The organism is Streptomyces netropsis (assembly GCF_014203545.1).
GTDB classification, from domain to species: Bacteria; Actinomycetota; Actinomycetes; order Streptomycetales; family Streptomycetaceae; genus Streptomyces; species Streptomyces netropsis.
Genome location: NZ_JACHJG010000011.1, coordinates 217,618 through 235,897 on the forward strand (window position 1 = coordinate 217,618; position 18,280 = coordinate 235,897).

Annotated in this window: 18 protein-coding genes; 9 read left to right on the forward strand and 9 right to left on the reverse strand. The window is 70.6% G+C overall.

Going from position 1 to position 18,280, the window contains the following annotated elements; genetic code table 11:
* Positions 1 to 175: 175 nt before the first annotated feature.
* Entirely contained in the window at positions 176 to 598 is a 423-nt protein-coding gene (locus tag FHS38_RS25005; protein ID WP_184737065.1) for a MarR family winged helix-turn-helix transcriptional regulator, read from the reverse strand.
* Positions 599 to 760: 162 nt separating this feature from the next.
* On the opposite strand from FHS38_RS25005, the gene eno reads away from it, so the two are divergent.
* Positions 761 to 2,077 (forward strand): phosphopyruvate hydratase, encoded by a 1,317-nt coding sequence (gene eno, locus FHS38_RS25010; protein WP_184737067.1) that lies wholly within the window; start codon positions 761 to 763, stop codon positions 2,075 to 2,077.
* Positions 2,078 to 2,251: 174 nt separating this feature from the next.
* Entirely contained in the window at positions 2,252 to 2,725 is a 474-nt protein-coding gene (locus FHS38_RS25015) for a carboxymuconolactone decarboxylase family protein (protein ID WP_184737068.1), read from the forward strand.
* 93 nt (positions 2,726 to 2,818) lie between these two features.
* On the opposite strand, the gene FHS38_RS25020 is transcribed toward FHS38_RS25015, so the two are convergent.
* Complete coding sequence (locus FHS38_RS25020; RefSeq protein WP_184737071.1) at positions 2,819 to 4,057, reverse strand: HEAT repeat domain-containing protein; 1,239 nt, start codon at positions 4,055 to 4,057, stop codon at positions 2,819 to 2,821.
* A gap of 436 nt (positions 4,058 to 4,493) precedes the next feature.
* Between FHS38_RS25020 and FHS38_RS25025 the strand changes: the two genes are divergently transcribed.
* Positions 4,494 to 5,033, forward strand: a complete 540-nt coding sequence (locus FHS38_RS25025; protein WP_184737073.1) for a YrhB domain-containing protein — start codon at positions 4,494 to 4,496, stop codon at positions 5,031 to 5,033.
* Between the two features lie 308 nt (positions 5,034 to 5,341).
* Positions 5,342 to 7,237: an endonuclease/exonuclease/phosphatase family protein gene (locus tag FHS38_RS25030; protein WP_184737075.1), complete on the forward strand. Its 1,896-nt coding sequence runs from the start codon at positions 5,342 to 5,344 to the stop codon at positions 7,235 to 7,237.
* A gap of 154 nt (positions 7,238 to 7,391) precedes the next feature.
* Here the strand turns inward: FHS38_RS25030 and FHS38_RS25035 are convergent, their stop codons facing one another.
* Complete coding sequence (locus FHS38_RS25035) at positions 7,392 to 8,390, reverse strand: helix-turn-helix transcriptional regulator (RefSeq protein WP_184737077.1); 999 nt, start codon at positions 8,388 to 8,390, stop codon at positions 7,392 to 7,394.
* Between the two features lie 62 nt (positions 8,391 to 8,452).
* Here FHS38_RS25035 and FHS38_RS25040 point away from each other — a divergent pair, with 62 nt between their 5' ends.
* The 3 genes from FHS38_RS25040 (at position 8,453) to FHS38_RS25050 (ending at position 10,732) form a co-directional block, all read left to right on the forward strand.
* Positions 8,453 to 9,040 (forward strand): DinB family protein, encoded by a 588-nt coding sequence (locus tag FHS38_RS25040; RefSeq protein ID WP_184737079.1) that lies wholly within the window; start codon positions 8,453 to 8,455, stop codon positions 9,038 to 9,040.
* Positions 9,037 to 9,498, forward strand: coding sequence for a VOC family protein (locus FHS38_RS25045; protein ID WP_184737081.1), 462 nt, complete (start codon positions 9,037 to 9,039; stop codon positions 9,496 to 9,498). The genes FHS38_RS25040 and FHS38_RS25045 overlap by 4 nt, the downstream gene beginning before the upstream one ends.
* Before the next feature lie 172 nt (positions 9,499 to 9,670).
* On the forward strand, positions 9,671 to 10,732 hold the full coding sequence (locus FHS38_RS25050) for a hypothetical protein (RefSeq protein WP_184737083.1): 1,062 nt from the start codon (positions 9,671 to 9,673) through the stop codon (positions 10,730 to 10,732).
* A 156-nt stretch (positions 10,733 to 10,888) separates the two neighbouring features.
* On the opposite strand, the gene FHS38_RS25055 is transcribed toward FHS38_RS25050, so the two are convergent.
* Both FHS38_RS25055 and FHS38_RS25060 read right to left on the reverse strand, forming a co-directional pair.
* Complete coding sequence (locus tag FHS38_RS25055; protein ID WP_229822043.1) at positions 10,889 to 12,349, reverse strand: MFS transporter; 1,461 nt, start codon at positions 12,347 to 12,349, stop codon at positions 10,889 to 10,891.
* A 185-nt stretch (positions 12,350 to 12,534) separates the two neighbouring features.
* Positions 12,535 to 13,083 carry a GNAT family N-acetyltransferase gene (locus FHS38_RS25060; RefSeq protein ID WP_184737085.1) on the reverse strand — a complete coding sequence of 183 codons (549 nt, stop codon included), beginning with the start codon at positions 13,081 to 13,083 and terminating at the stop codon, positions 12,535 to 12,537.
* Positions 13,084 to 13,189: 106 nt separating this feature from the next.
* Between FHS38_RS25060 and FHS38_RS25065 the strand changes: the two genes are divergently transcribed.
* On the forward strand, positions 13,190 to 14,416 hold the full coding sequence (locus FHS38_RS25065; RefSeq protein WP_184737087.1) for a barstar family protein: 1,227 nt from the start codon (positions 13,190 to 13,192) through the stop codon (positions 14,414 to 14,416).
* A 182-nt stretch (positions 14,417 to 14,598) separates the two neighbouring features.
* On the opposite strand, the gene FHS38_RS25070 is transcribed toward FHS38_RS25065, so the two are convergent.
* Positions 14,599 to 14,925, reverse strand: a complete 327-nt coding sequence (locus FHS38_RS25070; protein WP_229822041.1) for a nuclear transport factor 2 family protein — start codon at positions 14,923 to 14,925, stop codon at positions 14,599 to 14,601.
* A gap of 232 nt (positions 14,926 to 15,157) precedes the next feature.
* Here FHS38_RS25070 and FHS38_RS25075 point away from each other — a divergent pair, with 232 nt between their 5' ends.
* Positions 15,158 to 15,511, forward strand: a complete 354-nt coding sequence (locus tag FHS38_RS25075) for a zinc ribbon domain-containing protein YjdM (RefSeq protein WP_184737091.1) — start codon at positions 15,158 to 15,160, stop codon at positions 15,509 to 15,511.
* 91 nt (positions 15,512 to 15,602) lie between these two features.
* Here FHS38_RS25075 and FHS38_RS25080 read toward each other — a convergent pair whose 3' ends face one another.
* The 3 genes from FHS38_RS25080 to FHS38_RS25090 form a co-directional block, all read right to left on the reverse strand.
* Positions 15,603 to 16,034, reverse strand: coding sequence for a VOC family protein (locus FHS38_RS25080; RefSeq protein WP_184737093.1), 432 nt, complete (start codon positions 16,032 to 16,034; stop codon positions 15,603 to 15,605).
* A gap of 235 nt (positions 16,035 to 16,269) precedes the next feature.
* On the reverse strand, positions 16,270 to 16,983 hold the full coding sequence (locus tag FHS38_RS25085) for a response regulator (RefSeq protein WP_184737095.1): 714 nt from the start codon (positions 16,981 to 16,983) through the stop codon (positions 16,270 to 16,272).
* Positions 16,980 to 18,167 (reverse strand): sensor histidine kinase, encoded by a 1,188-nt coding sequence (locus tag FHS38_RS25090; protein ID WP_184737097.1) that lies wholly within the window; start codon positions 18,165 to 18,167, stop codon positions 16,980 to 16,982. Before FHS38_RS25090 ends, FHS38_RS25085 begins: the two co-directional genes overlap by 4 nt.
* Between the last annotated feature and the right edge of the window lie 113 nt (positions 18,168 to 18,280).

Below are 18,280 nucleotides of genomic sequence, written 5' to 3' on the forward strand. Positions count from 1 at the left end.
CGCCCCCCGCAGCAGCTCCTTCACGGGCGCCGGAGCCCTGCTCACTCGTCCTCGTCGCTGGCGCACGCCGTCGAGTCCGGGTCGTTCGACGCGCTCCTCGACTCCGGCAGCCTGCTCGCCGAGCCGCCGCTGCCGAGCGGCAGGCCCGACCACTGATCACATCGGAACGACTCGTCTAGCGTGTGGCGAGCCGCTCCAGCAGGGCGGCGCTCCGCGCCAGCAACGCCCGCTCCTCATCCGTGAGTTCGGCCTCGATGGCCTGCGCGAGCCAACCGGCCCTGCGGCCGCGCTCCGCTTCGAGCGCGGCCCGGCCCGCGTCCGACAGCTCGACCAGCGACTTGCGGCCGTCCGTGGGGTGCGCCCGGCGCGTGATCAGGTCCTGTTCCATGAGCAGCCCCACCGACCGGGCCATCGACTGGGGGCGTACGCGCTGATCGGCGGCGAGGTCGCTGGTGGTCATGGCGCCGTTGCGGTCGAGTGCACCGAGCACGGCGGCCTGGCCCAGCGGGATGCTGTCCTCGTGTTTGACGCGTCGGGTGAGCTTGCCCATCGCGGTGCGCAGTTCGGCGGCGATGGCGGCGGCTTCCGAGGTGGGCATAAGGCACTTTACCCCGTTGGTCAGCAAAGCTGTGCGCCTGACCTGCACAGCAATGCTGTACAGCAAAACTGAGCAGCATTGCTGTAGAGTTTCGGGTGTCGGGCTCAGCGCCAGCGTTGTCGCAGCCGGGGCCACGGCACACGACAACGGGAAGGACCTCCCATGTCCGCAAAGGCAGTCGAACCCGCCAAAAACACTGACGCCGCCATCGAGACCGTCACCGCCCGCCGGATCATCGACAGCCGGGGCAACCCCACGGTCGAGGTCGACGTCGTCCTGACGGACGGGTCCCTGGGGCGCGCGGCTGTCCCCTCCGGCGCCTCCACCGGCGCCCGGGAGGCCGTGGAACTGCGCGACGGAGACTCCGCACGCTGGCACGGCAAGGGCGTCGACCGCGCGGTGTCCCACGTCAACGGGGAGATCGCGACGTCCGTGCGCGGCCGGGACGCGGCGGACCAGGCGGGTCTCGACGCCGCGCTGGTCGCCCTCGACGGCACCGCCACGAAGTCCCGTCTCGGCGCCAACGCGATCCTCGGCGTCTCCCTCGCCGCCGCCAAGGCCGCCGCGGCGGCCCACCGCCAGCCCCTCTACCGCTACCTCGGCGGCGCCGACGCCCACCTCCTGCCGCTGCCGATGATGAACATCGTCAACGGCGGCGCCCACGCCGACAATCCGCTGGATTTCCAGGAGTTCATGATCGCGCCCGTGGGTGCGGACACCTTCGCCGAAGCCGTCCGCATGGGCAGCGAGGTCTTCCACACCCTGCGCCGCGATCTGCTGGCCGCCGGGCACTCCACGGGCGTCGGCGACGAGGGTGGCTTCGCGCCCGCGCTGCGTACCGCTGAGGAGGCGCTCGACTTCGTGATGACCGCCATCGAGCGCACCGGCTACCGTCCCGGCACGGACATCGGCCTGATCATGGACCCGGCGTCGTCGGAGTTCTTCCGCGACGGGGTGTACGACTACGCGGGCGAGGGGGTGCGCCGCACCCCCTCCGAGAACGCCGACTACCTGGCCAAGCTCATCGACGCCTACCCGGTCGTCTCCATCGAGGACCCGATGGCGGAGAACGACCTGGACGGCTGGCGTGAGCTGACCGCCCGCGTCGGCGACCGCTGTCAGCTCACCGGCGACGACGTGTTCTGCACCAATGAGACGCTGCTGCGCGAGGGCATCCGCACCGGCGTCGGCAACTCGGTCCTGGTCAAGGTCAATCAGATCGGGACCCTGACCGAGGCGCTGGCCGCGGTGGCCACGGCCCACCAGGCGGGCTGGACGGCTGTCATGTCGCACCGCTCGGGCGAGACGGAGGACACCACCATCGCGGATCTGGCGGTGGCGACCGGCTGCGGTCAGATCAAGACCGGCTCGCTCTCCCGCTCCGACCGCACGGCGAAGTACAACCAACTGATCCGGATCGAAGAGGAGTTGGGCGAATCGGCGCGCTTCGCGGGCCGCGACGCACTGCGTCGGGCGTGAACAGCGGGCAGAGGTAGAGGCCATGCGGGCCCCCGATCACGATCGGGGGCCCACTGGCATCCTCATGACAGCCGACAAGAGGGGTGATGCGGGTCACAGCGTGTCGATGTCACAACTTGCCGGGCTGTCTCGTCAAGAGTGTGTAACCGCTGGACAACGACAACGGAGCGCATGATGGAAGCACGTCTGAACCCCTTTACCAGCCCGGTCCTGGGCAAGGTTTTCAAGCACATCATCGCTGCGGGCAAGGTGCTTGAGGAGTCGACTCTGCCTGCCTCGACGCAGGAGCTGGTGAAGCTCCGTGCCAGCCAGATCAATGGCTGCGGCTTCTGCACCGACATGCACTTCAAGGACGCCGTGCACGCGGGAGAGTCCGCGGAGCGCCTGAATCTGGTGGCGGCTTGGCGGGAGGCCACGGTGTTCACCGAGGCCGAGCGTGCGGCGCTGGAGCTGGCGGAGGAGGCCACGCGTATCGCCGATGCGGCCGGTGGCGTCCCGGACGCGGTCTGGGCGAACGCCGCCAAGCACTACGACGAGGACCAGCTCGCCGCCCTGGTGGGTGTCATCACCGTCATCAACGCCTTCAACCGCGGGAACGTCATGCTCCAGATGCCCGCCGGCGACTACCAGCCCGGCCAGTTCGGATAACCAGGAGGGCTGCCCGAGGCGACCGGGTCCGCTCCGGACCCGGTCGGCAGGCAGCAGGCGGCTGCCCCTGGGGGGCTCCTCACTGGTCCCGGCTCACCGGGCCTGGCGGTGCCGCCACACGTCGTGCAGCGGCCAGTAGTACGGCGACGTCCGGTCGACGGTGCCGTCGAGGGCGTCCAGCAGTGCGTCGCCGCGGTGGTCGTCGCGAAGAGCCAGCTGCATCGCGGCGGTGACCCGTACGGCCTCCTCGGAGTCGGAGAGGCAGGCGGCCAGGGCGTCGCAGGGGGCGGGATCGTCGGCCTGGGCCCGGAGGAGGGCCCGGCAGGCGGCTTCCCGGACCTGGGCGTCCGTGTCCCCGGTGCAGGCGAGGACGGCGGCCAGGGCGTCGGTGTTCGCCTGCTGGACCTGCCGGTGCAGGCCGCCGACCGCCCAGGACCGGACCTGAGCGTCGGGGTGACGGGTGAGGGCGGGCAGCGGCTTCTCGGCGCGGGGGTCCATCGCGTCGGCCAGCCCGGCGGCGAGGGGCCGCATCACGCGGGGGTCCTCCTCCTGCTCCACCCAGGGGAGGAAGAGGTCGACGAGCGGGGTGTCGAAGGGGGATTCCTCGTCCTCGCCGCTTTCGTCGTAGAGGTTGATGCAGCGCAGCACGTCCGCGCCGAAGTAGCGTGCCAGCGGATCGGGGTGGTGCCGAAGAGCGGCTGCGGCGTCCCAGACGGGCGGCAGCGCCGGGCCCTTGCGTCCGGCGGCCGCGACGACGGCCGCCCCCCACACCGGATGGCCGACCTCGGGCTCCGCCATGGCGCGGTCCAGCAGTTCGGCGAAGGGCGTGGCGATTTCGCAGCACGATTCCAGGTGGGTGAGGATCGCGGTGTGGCCGTCGCGGACGGTCTGCCCGCCGATCACCAGCTCGCGGCAGATCTCGCCGTTGCCGTCGCGCACGGTCCGCCGGTGGACCCCCGCTCCGGTGCCGGTCGTGTGCCAGTGGCGGGCCATTGCGAGGGCGTCGCGACCCTCGCGGTCCGTGACCCGGGGGTCGGCCCCGGCGAAGTGCAGGGCGGTGGCGATGTCGTGGGCGCCGCGGTCGACGGCGCGCAGCAGGGGCGTGCGGCCGTCGGCATCGATGCCGTCCAGGTCCAGCGCGTCGAGATCGGCCAGCTTCAGCAGGGCATCGAGGACCCGGTGGTCGAGGGCACCCGCGGCCAGGCGCAGGGCGGCTGCGACGTGCGGGCCGCGCGCGTGAGCGGTGCCGTACTCCTCCTGGAGCAGGGCGGCCACTGCCCTGGTGTCGCCGTTGCGGACGGCCGTAAGGAGCGGGTGTTCGGAGGAGATCATGCGCACAGGGAGTGAAAAAGCCTTTCGGGGATGGGGGATGGGGTCCGACTAGTTCCTGCGGCAGCAGGTCACATGCGGCGGCGGCGAGGTCGCCGTCATGGACCAGGCCGTGCAAGGTCGTCGATCCTGCCGCTGAACTCCTGTTGCCATGGTCCGTCCCACGCCTCATCGCGCAGCACAGTGACCCTGCACCCAGGGTCCATCGCGCCGGTCGGCCAGTCCTGTCGTCGCGGAAGCGTGGGGGCGGGATTGATCACTTCGCTGTCTCGCGCGTTCGTCGGGCCAGGCACGGAGTCAGAGCTCATCAGCCCATTATCCCGTCTCCCTTCACCGGACCCCACTGGTTGAACGACAAGCTGAGACCGGGTCTGAGATCGCGGTGGGGACGGCGCAGGCATGCCCAAAACCCGGTTGACCTGTGGTGAAGGATGAGACCGTGATTTCCGAGGAACGCGCCGTCGAGCTCGTCGAGTCCTTCCTGGCCAGAGAGCGGCTGACGTGGCCGTGGAGGGGGCCGGTCCCCGAGCTGGCCGTCTACCACGTGGAGGAACACGCGGTGGGCTGGCTCGCCTTCTGGGACACGGCGGAGAGCGCCCGCACCGGTGACGTGCGCGACAGCCTCCATGGCGGCGGCCATTACCTGGTGGACCGGCACGACGGCAGCATCCACCACGTCCCCGCCGCCGGGTGGTCGGACGAGGGCTGGGAAGAGCACTACCTTCTGCAGACCAAGGGCATCGGACCGCCTGATCCACTGGCCTCCGCTGTTCGTGAGCTCGTGCACTCCGCCGGGGCCGTGGCCGCGATGAGCCACCTGCGCAAGCAGGCCCCGCGACTGAGCCTGCAGGAAGCGAAAACCTACGTCGCGACTGTTCGGGACGGCGCCGAACCACCGGAAGAGCTGGCGAGCCTCACCCGGAAAGAGAAGAAATGGCCGCCTCTGCCCATCGAAACGCTGGCCGGTCCGGTCCAGTAGAGGTCCGGCCCCGAGCCATCACGCGCACCCCTCGTTGATCTACCGCCCGCTCGCGGACGCGCCGCCCGTTCCCGAGTCCTCGCCCGCCGCGAAGGGCCCAGGAAACATCCGGCCACACCCGACCTGATGGTGCTCGTACGCGACGTCTTCGCGGCGGGATGACCAGGGCCCGCGAGCTCACGTACGGACGAAACGCTGGCCCGTGGTGGGCGTGTGGCGCGCGATGGACTCTTGACGCGGACCTTCCGACAGTGAACGGATCGTCTCTGCGATTGTTCGTACCCGGATCGCTCCGTAAGGAGTCCACGATGCGATTACCGTTACCGCCGCCGCGCGCCAAGGCCCGCCCCGGACCGCGCGGATCACGGCTGACGGCGGCCCTCACCTCCGCCCTGCTGGCGGCCGGACTGCTGGTCGGCGCCGCCCCCGGGCCGGGCGGCTCCACAGCAAGGGCGGCCGACCGGCCGGCGAGGCCGGCTGCCTCGGCGTCCGACGGCAGCCTGCCCTTCGCCACCTACAACATGCAGGGCTCCGACCACGGGCTGCGCTGGGGCGGCGAGGTGGGCCCACTGACGATGCACCACGAGGTGGTGGCCCTCCAGGAGGCCGGCAACGGGCCACCCGCCGAACCGCACCAGTACCACGGCACCGGGATGTCGCTCCCCATCCCCGGTCCGTTCCCGGCGGGCCTGCCGACCCATGTGAGCTACACCCAGTGGGAGCACCGCCACCACCGCCGTCACGTGTACTTCCTCCAGACCGACCCGCAGCGCGACAGCACCACGGGACGTGACCGCTGGGTAGGCGGCCGGGTCAACCTGGCAGTGGTCACCCGCACACGCGCGGACGAGGTCCGCATCATCGAGAACCCGCTGTACAACCCGAACGAGCCCCGCGACGAGTACCGCTACCGCCGCGCACTCGGCGTGCGGATCGGCAACACCGTCTACTACAACGTCCACGCGCGCGGCGCGGACGTCTCCCACCTGCTCGCGGGGATCCGTGCCGCCGCCCGGCCCGGCGAGAACTGGGTCATGGTCGGCGACTTCAACCTCGACATCCGCAACCGCACCGACCAGCAGGCCCGGGACCAGAGTCTGCACCTGCGGTCCGACGAGCAACTGGCGCGGCCTCACCGCCCCACCCACCAACGGGGCGGCGAACTCGACTACGCGATCACGCGCGGCACGCCCCGGTTCAACGCGGACATCCCCGCGGGGCGCGGCTCGGACCACTACCCCGTCCAGTTCGAACCGGCGCCCACCCCCGTGCCGGCCGCGCCCGACGGCCCGGTGCACAACTTCTCCTCCGCCTTCGAGAACGCCGCGACCGGAATGGTCCTGGAGGCTCCGGAGAACGCCGGAGGCCGGGTGACCACCGGCCGGCAGCGGTACAACCTCCGTCAGCGGTTCCGTATGGACACCGTGCAGGGGCACTGGTACCGCTTCGCCCGCAGCAACAGCCCCACAGGCGCGTCCGGCGCCCGCGCCGCCCTCGCCGCCGGCGGGGAGTGCCCCGGCGTCAACCCGTTCCTACCGCTGTCCGTCATCATGCTGCCGTGCGAGGCGGCCGAGGCCCAGTGGCGCCCCGACGACCCGGGCGCGCCCGGCGGCCCGCTGCGCTGGCGCAACTCCCGCCACCCGGAGCTGTGCCTGACCGGCGGGAACGACAAGCAGGCGGTCGGGGCGCTCCCGTGCAGTGACAGCCCCGCCCAGCAGTGGTGGGACAACTCCCGCGCGGTGGACGAACGCGCGTGGGGGGACGAGGACGGGTGGGTCCAGCTACGCGCGTACAACGGCCTCTTCCTGGACAACTTCAGCGGGCCCGGCCACGACGGCACGCCGCTGACCACCCGCCGGCGCAACGTCGGGGTCATCACCCAGCGATGGGACATCGAGTACGCCGGCAGCGGCGACAACCTCGTCCGTCTCAAGGGACGCGGCAGCGGAAGGTGCGTCGACCTCCTGAACGGTGACCGGCCCCGTCCCGGTGACCGTTCCGTGCTGCACGGCTGCACCGATCGCGGCAGCAAGATCGACGGCACGGGCCACCGCTGGCAGGTGGAGACCTACGCCGACGGCAGCCTCCGCTTCCGCAACGAGGCCGCGCACATGTGCCTGGTGGCACCACCGCGGGAGACGGGCTACGTGACGATCGACGCCTGCAGCGACGACGCGCGTCAGCGCTGGACGATCGTGCCGTGACTCCGTAGCCGCGAGGCGAACCGGGCCTGGGCCGACACGCGGCGGCCCAGGCCCGGGGAGAGGGGCTCCGCGACGATGTGCGCCGGCTCGACCAGGCCGACGACGACGTACAGAGGCAGCGGAGGAGCTCAGCCGGCGTTGGCGTGGTCGCGGCTCATGACTCCTCCATGTCCGGCACCGGCGAGAACTTTGCACCGGCCGACAGCAGTCTCTCCGCCAGCGCGCGACAGCGCCTTCCGAGCTCCGGAGGGTCGAGTACCTCGAAGTCGTGCCCCAGAAGGAGCACGTGCATGAGTACGAAGTCGAGGTTGTCGGCGCCACTGAGCACCTCGCAGAGCTCGCTCCCTCGCCGTCGCACGACGGCCGCCGACGCCGGGATCTGCTCGCGCACGGTGTCGGCCGACGCGTACACGAGGAAGCGCGCCTGGCGCGGGTAGACCCGACTCGCCACACCCTCCTGCACATATGGCGCCGCGTCGGGCGCCGCGCGCGGGCAAAAGCGCCAGGTCCGTGCAGACACATCGCTCATCCGGTCGACGCGGAAGCTGCGCCAGTCGTCGCGATCGAGGTCGAAGGCGAGGAGGTACCAGCGCCGGTCGGAGGCGACCAGGCGGTAGGGCTCGACCCGCCGCCGTCGTACCTCGCTCCCGGACGGGTAGTCGAAGCCGGCCTCGACCTCGTCGCGGCAGGCTCTGGCCAGCGTCATGAGCACCTCGGGGGCGACCGGCGTGCGGCCTCCGCCGAAGGACTCCACCGAGCCGGAGAGCACGCGCACCTCGTGCCGAAGCCGGGTGGGCAGCACCTGGTCGAGCTTGGTCAGCGCCTGGAGCGCGGCGTCGCCGGCGCCGGCGACCGCGCCACCCGCGCCGACGAGCAGCGAGACCGCGGTGGCGATCGCCTCCTGGTCGTCGAGAAGCAGTGGCGGCAGGTCCTGCCCCGGGCCGAGCCGGTAGCCGCCGCCGACACCCTGGCCGGCATGCACCGGATAGCCGAGCGTGCGGAGCCGCTCGACATCACGCCGCACCGTGCGCGGTGTGACCCCGAGCCGGTCGGCGAGCTCGGGTCCGGTCCAGACCCGGCGCTGCTGCAGCAGCCCGAGCAGGGTGAGCACCCGCTCCGTCGTGCCCCGCTCGTTACCGCTCGCCACGTCCATGTCGCCCACCCTGCCAGAGATAGCGGACCGATCCTGTCCGCCAGAGGTGTCAGGGTGGCGCCATGGACGCAAAGGAACTTGACTGGAACCGGACGCTGCGCGAGCAGTGGGAGGTCCACTGGAAACATCAGCTCCGAGGCCGGCTCGAGGGCCTCACCGACGACGAGTACTTCTGGTCACCCGTCCCGGACGCCTGGAGCGTGCGGCCGCGCGGCAGCTCGACGGCGCCCGTGCAGGTCGGTGCCGGGGAATTCACGATCGACTTCGCCTTCCCCCAGCCGGTCCCAGCGGCCTTCACCACGATCGCCTGGCGACTCGGTCACGTCATCGTCGGCGTGCTCGCCGCGCGCAACGCGGCGCACTTCGGCGCGTCGGCGGCGTCATACGAGAGCTGGGAGTACGCCGGCAGCGCGGCCACCGCGCTCGACCAGCTCGAGACCCAGCTCGACGTCTGGCTGGCCGGAGTGCGCAGCCTCGGCGACGCAGGGCTCCGGGGCCCGATGGGTGGGACAGAGCCCTTCCCCGAGGCGCCCATGGCCGATCTGGTGCTGCACATCCACCGCGAGCTGATCCACCATCTGTCCGAGGTCTGTCTGCTGCGCGACCTCTGCCTGCACATGAATCCCGCTACGAACGGAGCAACCCGATGAGCCGTCACATCCAGGTCACCTTCGACGCCCATGACCCGCGGGCGCTGTCGTCCTTCTGGCGCGAGGCACTGGGCTATGTCCACCCCGGCCCGCCCGGGGTCGACCTGCCCGAGGGCGCCGACCCGCTGGCAGCGTGGGACGACTTCCTCGCACGGATCGGTGTACCGGAGGAACAGCGCAACACGAGATCGGCCATCGAGGACCCGGACGGGCACGGCCCACGAGTGTTCTTCCAGCAGGTGCCGGAGGACAAGGTCGCCAAGAACCGCGTCCACCTCGACGTCCGTGCGGCTCCCGGACTGCAGGGAGAGGAGCGGATGGCGGCACTGGAGGCCGAGTGCGACCGGCTCGTCGCGCTGGGAGCGACGCGGGTACGTCGCGACGAGCCCGCTCCCCCGATGAGCACCGGCTACCTCGTGATGACCGACCCCGAGGGCAACGAGTTCTGCCTGGACTGACACCGCTCGGCTGTAGTCGCGCGGAGGTGATCGATGGAAGAAGCGTCGCCATAGCCGGGTATCGGCACGCCTGGAGGGCAGGCCACCCGGACCCCGTGGGTACGCCTACTCAGCCCGGCTTGAGCACGCCGCCCCTACCGACGCGTCACGTCCATACGGTGGGATCGCCTTTATGGAGACACACCCGCCCCAGGACCCGATCACCGACCCCGTGCCTGCCCCCACCGCCACGGTGAGCCGCAAGGTGGTCGTGCGGCGCTGGCTCATCGGTTTGGCCGCAGTCGGAGTGATCGGGTGGACGTGCTCGGCTGTGTCCGACTACTTCGAGAACCTCCAAGGCGGCCCCGTACGGTCCGCAGCGGACTACCGCAAGCAGGACATCAAGACCCGCGAGGCCGGAAGGCGGGCTGTCGGCGAACTACGGCCGGGCGCCGCCGACGCCAACCTGGAAAGCGAGGAAGACAGCACCTCATGTGCCGACGACCTGGGATATGACCGGGACGGCGTGACCCGGGAACAGCCCCGCTACGAGTGGGACCTCCGCTATGCCGGCAAGGCCGACTACCTGGCGGATCTGGGCAAAGTCCGTACCACCTGGGAACACCGCGGCTGGAAGACACACGACATACCGCCACCCGAGCCCACGAACCGCGAACGTCCCCTCCCGGACTGGCCGGGCATACGAACCACCGATGACGACGGCATCGCCATCAGGATCAGCGTCGACTGGTACTCAGGAAAGCCCACTCTGTCGACCGACGGCGGCTGCATCCGCTACGACCGCGATGACAAGGTCACCGCGCGCAAGCGCACCGGCGCCGCCGACGCGAAGCGACCCGGGGGGCGGGAGGGCACCATCACCTACGACGACGGCGTCCACGTCTCCATCGGTCCCGTCCAGCCCGTCACACCGACGCGGCAAATGACAGGCGACGCCCCACCGGCCGCGCACACCTACCGCGTCATCATCACCGTGACGAACCGAAGCGGGGCTCCGGTGGAGCTGAACAGTCACGACATCGGGAGCTACGAGGGGGCGAACCCGGGTGTCAAATGGCCTAGCGGCTACCCGGCAGAGCTCCACGGGGGCAGCCGGAACGAGGTGGCAGAAGGTGCGTCGACGCGCCTGGAGTTCGTATTCACCACCGCGCAGGCAAAGCCCGCACACCTGCAGATCACGTACGGACCCGGCGACCTCCACACGCAATACCTGTGGCTGCTCTCCATCCCGTAGCTCGCATGCGCGGTGAAAGGGGCGAGAAATTCCTCCCCCCGGCCCCGGACCCCAAGCAGCCCTGCACCGCGACCTCGGCCCCGAGCGCGATCAGCAGGGGACTTGCCGGCGCCGGAGTCCCGGTCAGGCAGAGCGGCTGTGGAGGACGAACAGCCGTCAGCAACGACGGCCTTGACAAGGTACGGGCGCCGGTTGCGCTTCGGTTCTCCCCTCACGCCGGGACAAGGCGACGAGAAAGGTCAGCGCGATCCCCGCTGCCACCACGAACAGGGTGGTGCTGATCCCCTGTGCCGTCTCGTTCTGCAGCCGCTCTCCAGCCAGGTCGTCCAAGCCGGCTGTCGCCACAAGCACCAGGATGGCGAGGCCCACAGCGGCACCCATCCCCGAGCCGGTGGACGCGATCCCTGAAGCGATGCCTTGCTCACGGTCGGACACACCCGTTCCAGCGGCGATGAACATGCTGGTGAACACGATCCCGTCGCCGATGCTGAGCGCGACGAGCCCCGGGATCAGCGAGCTGTACGAGCCGTCCGGGGCGATCGCCGAGCCGAGCAGGACGGCGCCGAGCGCACCGATGGCGAGGGCGCCGAGCAGCGTGCGCTGGAGACCGAATCGCGTCACCATCTGGCCGGCCGTGGTCGACCCCGCGACGACAACGGCTGTGGGAATCAGGAAGCCGGCCCCGGTTTTCAAGGCGTCATAGCCGAGGATCTCCTGGAAGTAGATCGAGAGGAAGTACAGAACGGAGCCGAATGTCGCCATGAACATGAACGCGATGACGAGGCTCGTGACGAGGTTGCGGTTGGCGAGCAGTCGCGGCGGCACGAGCGGGTCGCTGCTGTTCCGCTCGATGAGCGCGAAAACTCCCAACAGCAGGAGTCCCGCCGCCGCGCTGAAGAGAATGCCGGGCGAGAGCCAGCCCAGTCCCGGCCCCTGGACCAGTGCGAACACGATCAACGTAACCCCAAGGGTGACGCTGAGCGCACCGGGCAGGTCGAATGTGCGTCCTCTGTCGCGCTGCCGGTCCTTCGGGATCAGCACGAACGCGAGGAACAGGGCAGGACCTGCCAAAGCGACATTGACCAGGAACACCGCTTCCCAGCCGAATGCGTGGGTCAGCAGCCCCCCGAGGAGTACGCCGATCACCAGTCCGGCCGCACCGGCGCCGCCCCAGATCCCCAGCGCGCGGTTACGCACGCGGCCTTCGGCGAACGTGACGTTGATGAGCGCCAGCGTGGTGGGAAAGACCAGCGCGCCACCGAGGCCTTGAAACGCGCGAGCGGCGAGCAGCGTCCCGGGCGCGGTCGCCAGTCCGCCCGCAAGCGCCGCTCCGGCGAAGAGGCCAAGGCCGGTGGCCAGGACCCGGCGTCGTCCGATGAGGTCCGCGGCGCGTCCGCCGAACAGGAGAAAACCGGCGGAGGCGACTGCGTAGGCGCTGATCACCGATTGCAGTGTCTGCGCGGAATAGCCGAGGTCGCGTGCGATGTCAGGCAGCGCCACAACGACGATGTACTGGTCGAGCGAGACGATCAACATGGCGAACGACAGCAGCGCGAGTGTCGCTGTCTCACGGTTCCAGCCGAGCCCGCTTTGCGGAGACCCTCCGGCAGATGCCACAGCAGCACTCCTCGACGGGAGCCTTGAAAGTCTGATATTGCAAAGAATCTACCACTTTGCCCATCAGGAATGGGCGTGACGGCTCACCGGCTCTATGGGGTCGCGGTGATTTGACTGCCGATCAGTGGGCGGTGCTGGAGCCGTTGTTATCGCTGGGAAACCGCGCCGACCGCGCGAGGAAATGCCTAGACCTCGGGAAGGGAAGGATCGGGCGTCCAGGGAGATGGTGCGGTGATGGACCAACGTTCGTGGTCGCGCCAGGCCCCGTCGATATAGAGATAGGCGGTCGACATACCTTCGTAACGAAAGCCCAGGCGCCGGACCAAGGCCAAAGACGCCTTGTTTGCCGGCTGAATGTTCGCCTCCAGCCGGTGGAGCCGCAGGTCGTTGAAGGCGTGCTGCAGGGCGACGGTGAGCCCTTCGGCCATGTAACCCCGCCCCGCAGACGGGGCGAAAGCCGCATAGCCGAGGGACGCGCCCTGGTAACGGCCCCGGATGATCGAGTTGATGTTGACCATGCCGGCAGCTGCACCGGTCTCCTGAACGCGGATCACGAAGCCCCGGTTGGTGCCGTCGCTGAAGCGGCGCATCCACCCCTGGAACTCCTCCGCCGTCGCGGGCAGCTGCATCCACGGCGAATGGAGCTCGGTGCTGGCCCTCACGAGCGAGCAGAACTCATCCTGGTCGGCGAGGGTGAGCGGGCACAGTTCGACCCGTGACGGCGTATGGGGCATGGGCCAATGTTAGGGGCCCTCTTCTGAACAGAAGATCACATCCGAACGTGGCAGGCTGAGGGGACGGTGAGCAGGAACGACACACGAGTGAAGGAGCACGGACGCGGTGCAGGTCGAGGAGGCCATTTGGACCTGGGAGCGCGCGCTTCCGCTCAAGTACGTGCTGGTCAGCGAGGAGTGGGACGGTGAGCTGACCGTCTGGGCGCACTGCGCCGACGCCGAAGGCCTCTTCATCGACCCGGCCCCGCGCCGGGAACGGCTGACCTTCGTGGGCTGCGCCCCGACGGGGCGGCTGCGCAAAGCGGTCGAGCGTGCCCGCCACCAGTCGGTCGCACCGGACGGATCCATCGAGCCCGTCGACCTCGGGGAGCTCGCCGTCATCGTCGACTTCCCCGTGCCCGGGGTCGACCCCGAGGCCGCCTCCCACCACGCCTACGACTCGCACCACTGGGAGCTGCTCGCCCCCGTCCTGCTCGACTGCCGCCCCTCCGCCCTCGACGCCTCGCTGGTCGACGTGACCGTGGAGGCCGAGGTCGACGGCCGGGCATGGCAGCGCACCGAGCCCGCGGACGCCCGTTGGCTGCTGTTCAACGGCGCGGGCGGTGCCGACCTGGGCGACTGCCGTCGGATCGACGGCCTCTACGCCGAGCGCCCCCTTCGCGACGCGCCGCCGATGCGGCTGATCGGCTGCGAGCCCGGTGAGCGGCTGTTGCGCCGGCTGGTACGCCCGCGCGCCGACGGCGACTGGGTCACGCTGCTCGCCCTGGACCGGTCCGGTCGCGTGATGCGCCTCCAGGAGCACATGCCCCTGGAGGTCGTCGCCTCCCGCCCGTCGGCGCTCGGCGTGCCCCTCGTGGACCTCTGGCTGCGCAAGGGCCCGGCCGTGCGGCCCGTACCGGCGGTCCGCCCGGTGTGGGACGCCTGGTTCGAGGGGCCGCCGACCGAGCCCGGCTCGTGGGCCGCGTTCCCGCCCGAGGGCCGGGCCGAGTGGGCCGCCTTCGCCGCCGCCCGGCAGGGCGCCGGCCGGCCGCTGCCCGACCCCGTGCGGCACCTCGACGGCCGGCACGTCACGGATGTGTCGGCGCTGGCGTGCGCGCTGGGCGAGGCGGTCGCGGGCCCCGGCGGCCATTACCACCAGTGCTGGCGCGCGTTGCGCGGCTGCCAGTGCGGCGGGGAGTGGCCGCCCGCGCCGTTCACGCTGGTCTGGCACGACGCCGAAGTGGCCCGACGCGCGCTCGCCTCGGTGAGCGTGGACACGGCGGGCGAGACACCATACGTCGACGACGTCCTCCGACTGCTCGCACGGGTCGGCATCACCGTGGAACTCCGCTGATCCTCCCTCTGAACTCCTCACCCGATGACTTCAGGCGCCTCCGACGATGAGTGCGCATCCCAGTGGGTGTTCTGCGGGTGCTCGGCGGAGACGCAGTACTTGAGGGCGGTACCTTGATCGCCCGCTCGGGCAACACGTCGAGCGGGCGGGGTGCGGCGGTCGCCGGTCCGGGAGCGTGCTGCTCAGGAGAGGAAGTCGACGCGGTCGATAAGACCTCCGCGCACCCGGTAGGTCACCAGGACGGGGATCGGGTCGTCGGCCAGGCCGTGGGCGAGTTCGTGGTCGACCACCCAGTCGCCCTCGCTGAGCCGGCCCAGGATCTCCGCCCGGCAGCGGCCTTCGGCGAACTGGGGCGCGTACGAGTCACGCAGAGCGTGACGTCCCTGCAGTCGGCTGCCGTCACGCCGGCGGACCAGGACGTCCTCGGCATAAGTGGCAACGAAGGCGTCGATGTCGTGGCTGTTGTAGGCGGCGAGCTGCTGCTCGACCACTTCGCGAGGATCGGTCACGCGTGCGATCATGCCCTGCCCGAACTTCCCTGTCACGCCCGACCGCCGTCTCCGGTGAATCCCCCACGCCCCTGGAGAAGGCCTGCCTGCAGACCGTTGAGGGTCAGGTCGAGAGCCGCCAGGAATGCCCGAGGGTCAGTCGCCGGCCCCGTCGGACACGCCTCAGCAGGCCCCTCCTTCGACGGCGGGCGGGTTGGCTGAGCCGGCTCCTTGACTGAAATACACTCTCTCGGTGACCGACACCCTGCCGCCGTGCCCCGAGTGCTCCAGCACGTACACCTACGAGATGGGCGCGCTCCTGGTCTGCCCTGAGTGCGGCCACGAGTGGTCGCTCGCCTCCGCCGAACCCGCGGGCGGCACCGAGGCCGGGGTGATCCGGGATGCCGTCGGCAACGTACTCGCCGACGGCGACACGGTGACGGTGATCAAGAGCCTGAAGGTCAAGGGCAGCCCGACCGGGATCAAGGCGGGCACCAAGGTGCGCAACATCCGCCTCGTGGAGGGTGTGGACGGCCACGACATCGACTGCAAGGTCGACGGGTTCGGTCCCATGCAGCTCAAGTCCAGCGTGGTGAAGAAGGCCTGACCCGGCACATCGGCGTTCCGGAGGGTTCGCCGGGGCGGACCGACGGGCGGGGCCGCAGCCGGAGGGCCGGCCTCCCGCCCGACCCGTGGGCTCAGCGCTCCGACAGCTCCGCCGGGGCCTCCTGGACCACCCAGCCGTTGCCGTCCGGGTCCTCGAAGGACATGAACGAGTTCCAGGTCTCGCCCTTGCCGTCCTCCCAGCCCGTCGCGCCGACGTGGCGGACAGGGGAGACCTCGACACCTCGGCCCACCAGTTCCTCGCGGGCCGCCTCGATGTCCGTGACACAGAGTTGCAGACCCTGCAGAGTGCCCGGTGCCATCGACTTCATACCGGGCGCCTCGGGCATCCCCTGGAGCATCACGATCGAACAACGCGAGCCGGGCGGGGTCATCTGGATGATGCGCATACCGGGGGCGACCTCGTCGTCCAGGTCGACCTTGAAGCCGGCCTTGTCGGCGTAGAACTCCTTCGCCCGGTCCATGTCGGTGACAGGGACCGGGACGACTTCGAGTGTCCAGTTCATGGAGGGTCTCCTCACAACGCAGTGGGTCTGGCCGAGCGGATCGCCCGTGGCGAGGCCGAGGACCGCACGGGACGCGACCGCGAACACCAGGGCGGGTCCACCGTCACCCACGAAGAAGCCGCCGCGCACGTCGAAACGCCCGACCCGTCACGAACTCGTCCGTGTGCCTGCCGGCCAGGCCGTGCGGCCGCGTGCATCGCCTCTTCCGAACGGAACGCGACGGCGTCGCCCGCGCCTACCCCTGGCCGCTGCTCACCTCGACCAGACCCGTCTCGTACGCGGCGATCACCGCCTGGGCCCGGTCACGGGCGCCGAGCTTCCCGAAGACGCTGGTGATGTGGTTCTTCACGGTCGACACGCTGATGTCCATCGCCCCCGCGATCTCCGCGTTGTCGAGCCCCGTGGCCATCAGCCGCCACACCTCCAGCTCGCGCGGTGTGAGTTCGCCCGCGCTCACGACGGGCGGCTTCGGGCGGTGCGGGGCCCTGACGTAGGTGGAGATCAGCCGGGTCAGCAGCCGAGGCGCGACCGCGGCCTCCCCGGTGTGCACCACCCGGACCGCCGCGACCAGCTCTTCCGGCGAGATGTCCTTGGGCAGGAACCCGTAGGCGCCCGCGCGCAGCGCGGCCACCACGTACTCGTCCATGTCGAAGGTGCTCAGCGCCAGAACCCGGCACCCGGGCAGCTCCCGCGCCAGCTGACCCGTCGCGGCGACCCCGTCCAGCACCGGCATCCGGATGTCCATCACCACGACGTCGGGCCGCAGCCGGTGCGCGAGGGTCACCGCCTCCGCGCCGTCCCCCGCCTCGCCCACGACCTCGAAGGCCGGGTCGGGCCCGAGGATCAGCGCCAGGCCGCGCCGCACCAGCGGCTGGTCGTCCGCGATCAGCACCCTGATCGTCCGCCCGCCCATCGCGTCCCCCATCGCGTTCCCCGTCACTTCGCTCATCGCAGTGCCCCCTCATCTGCCTTCAGCGGCAGCCGGGCCGACACCAGGAACCCGCCCTCGTCCAACGGCCCCGTCTCCAGCGTCCCGCCGTGCAGCACGACCCGCTCCCGCATCCCGACCAGGCCGTAACCGGAACCCGACCCGAATCCCGAATCCGCACCCGCGCCGTCGTCCGTCACCTCCACCGCCACCTCGTCCGGCCCGTACGTCAGGCGTACGGACGCCCGCGCCCCGCCCGCGTACTTACGCGCGTTCGTCAGCGCCTCCTGGACGATCCGGAACACGGTCAAGCCCACGCTCGACGGCAGCGGACGCTCCTCGCCCCGCACGTCGAGTGCGGTGGGCAACCCGGCCCGGCACGACTCGGCGACGATCCGCTCCAGGTCCCCGACCCCGGGCTGCGGGGCGGTCGGCTCCTCCTCCACCTCGTCCCCGGCCCGCAGCACGTCCAGCAGTTGCCGCATCTCCCGCAGCGCCATCCGCCCGGACCCCTCCAGGGTGACCAGCGCCTCCCTGGCCACCTCCGGGTCACGGGCGAGGTTGGCCCGGGCACCCCCGGCCATCAACTGCATGGTGGTGATGTGGTGCGCCACGATGTCGTGCAACTCCCGTGCGATGCGCCGCCGTTCGTCGGCCACCGCGCGGTCGGCGAGCAGCCGGCGGTTGGCCTCGATCTCCCGGTGCCAGCGGTTCATCACGATCGCGGCGATGGCGACGAGCACCCCGGCGGACCCGTTGCCTGCCAGGTCCACGATCCTCGGCCGGGGCCACGACGTCTGCCCCACCAGCGGCATCGTCACGGCGACGAGCGTCGCCGACACCGCCACGGCCGCGCCCTTGGACCGTATGACCGTGTAGAGCGCGACCACGACCGTGGCGTTGAAGTGCTGCTCCACGGGCACGCTCAGATTCAGCACCAGGCCGAGCAGCAGGACGGCCGCGAGCGTCAGCACCGGGGCCCGGCGGCGGGCCAGCAGGGGCAGCGCGGACACCACCAGCAGCACGCAGCCGACTGCCGGGACGGAGCCCCGCTCGACCTGGCTGGTGAGGGTGAAGCCGATCAGGTCCACGGCCGCCGCCCCCACCGCGACCAAGGCGTCGTTGCGTGTCCACGGCAGCGCGTCGCCGCCCGACAGTGCCCCGGGTATCCCGGGTGTCCCGGAAACAGGGCGCGTCGTCGACATGATGGTTCCTCCCCCCAGCCGCCCCGCCGACCGGTGCCGGTGCGCCACGACTGTCATCTCTTGATCCATTCTGGCACCGGTCCCCGGCCCCGACCCGGGCCCCTGAGCCGATC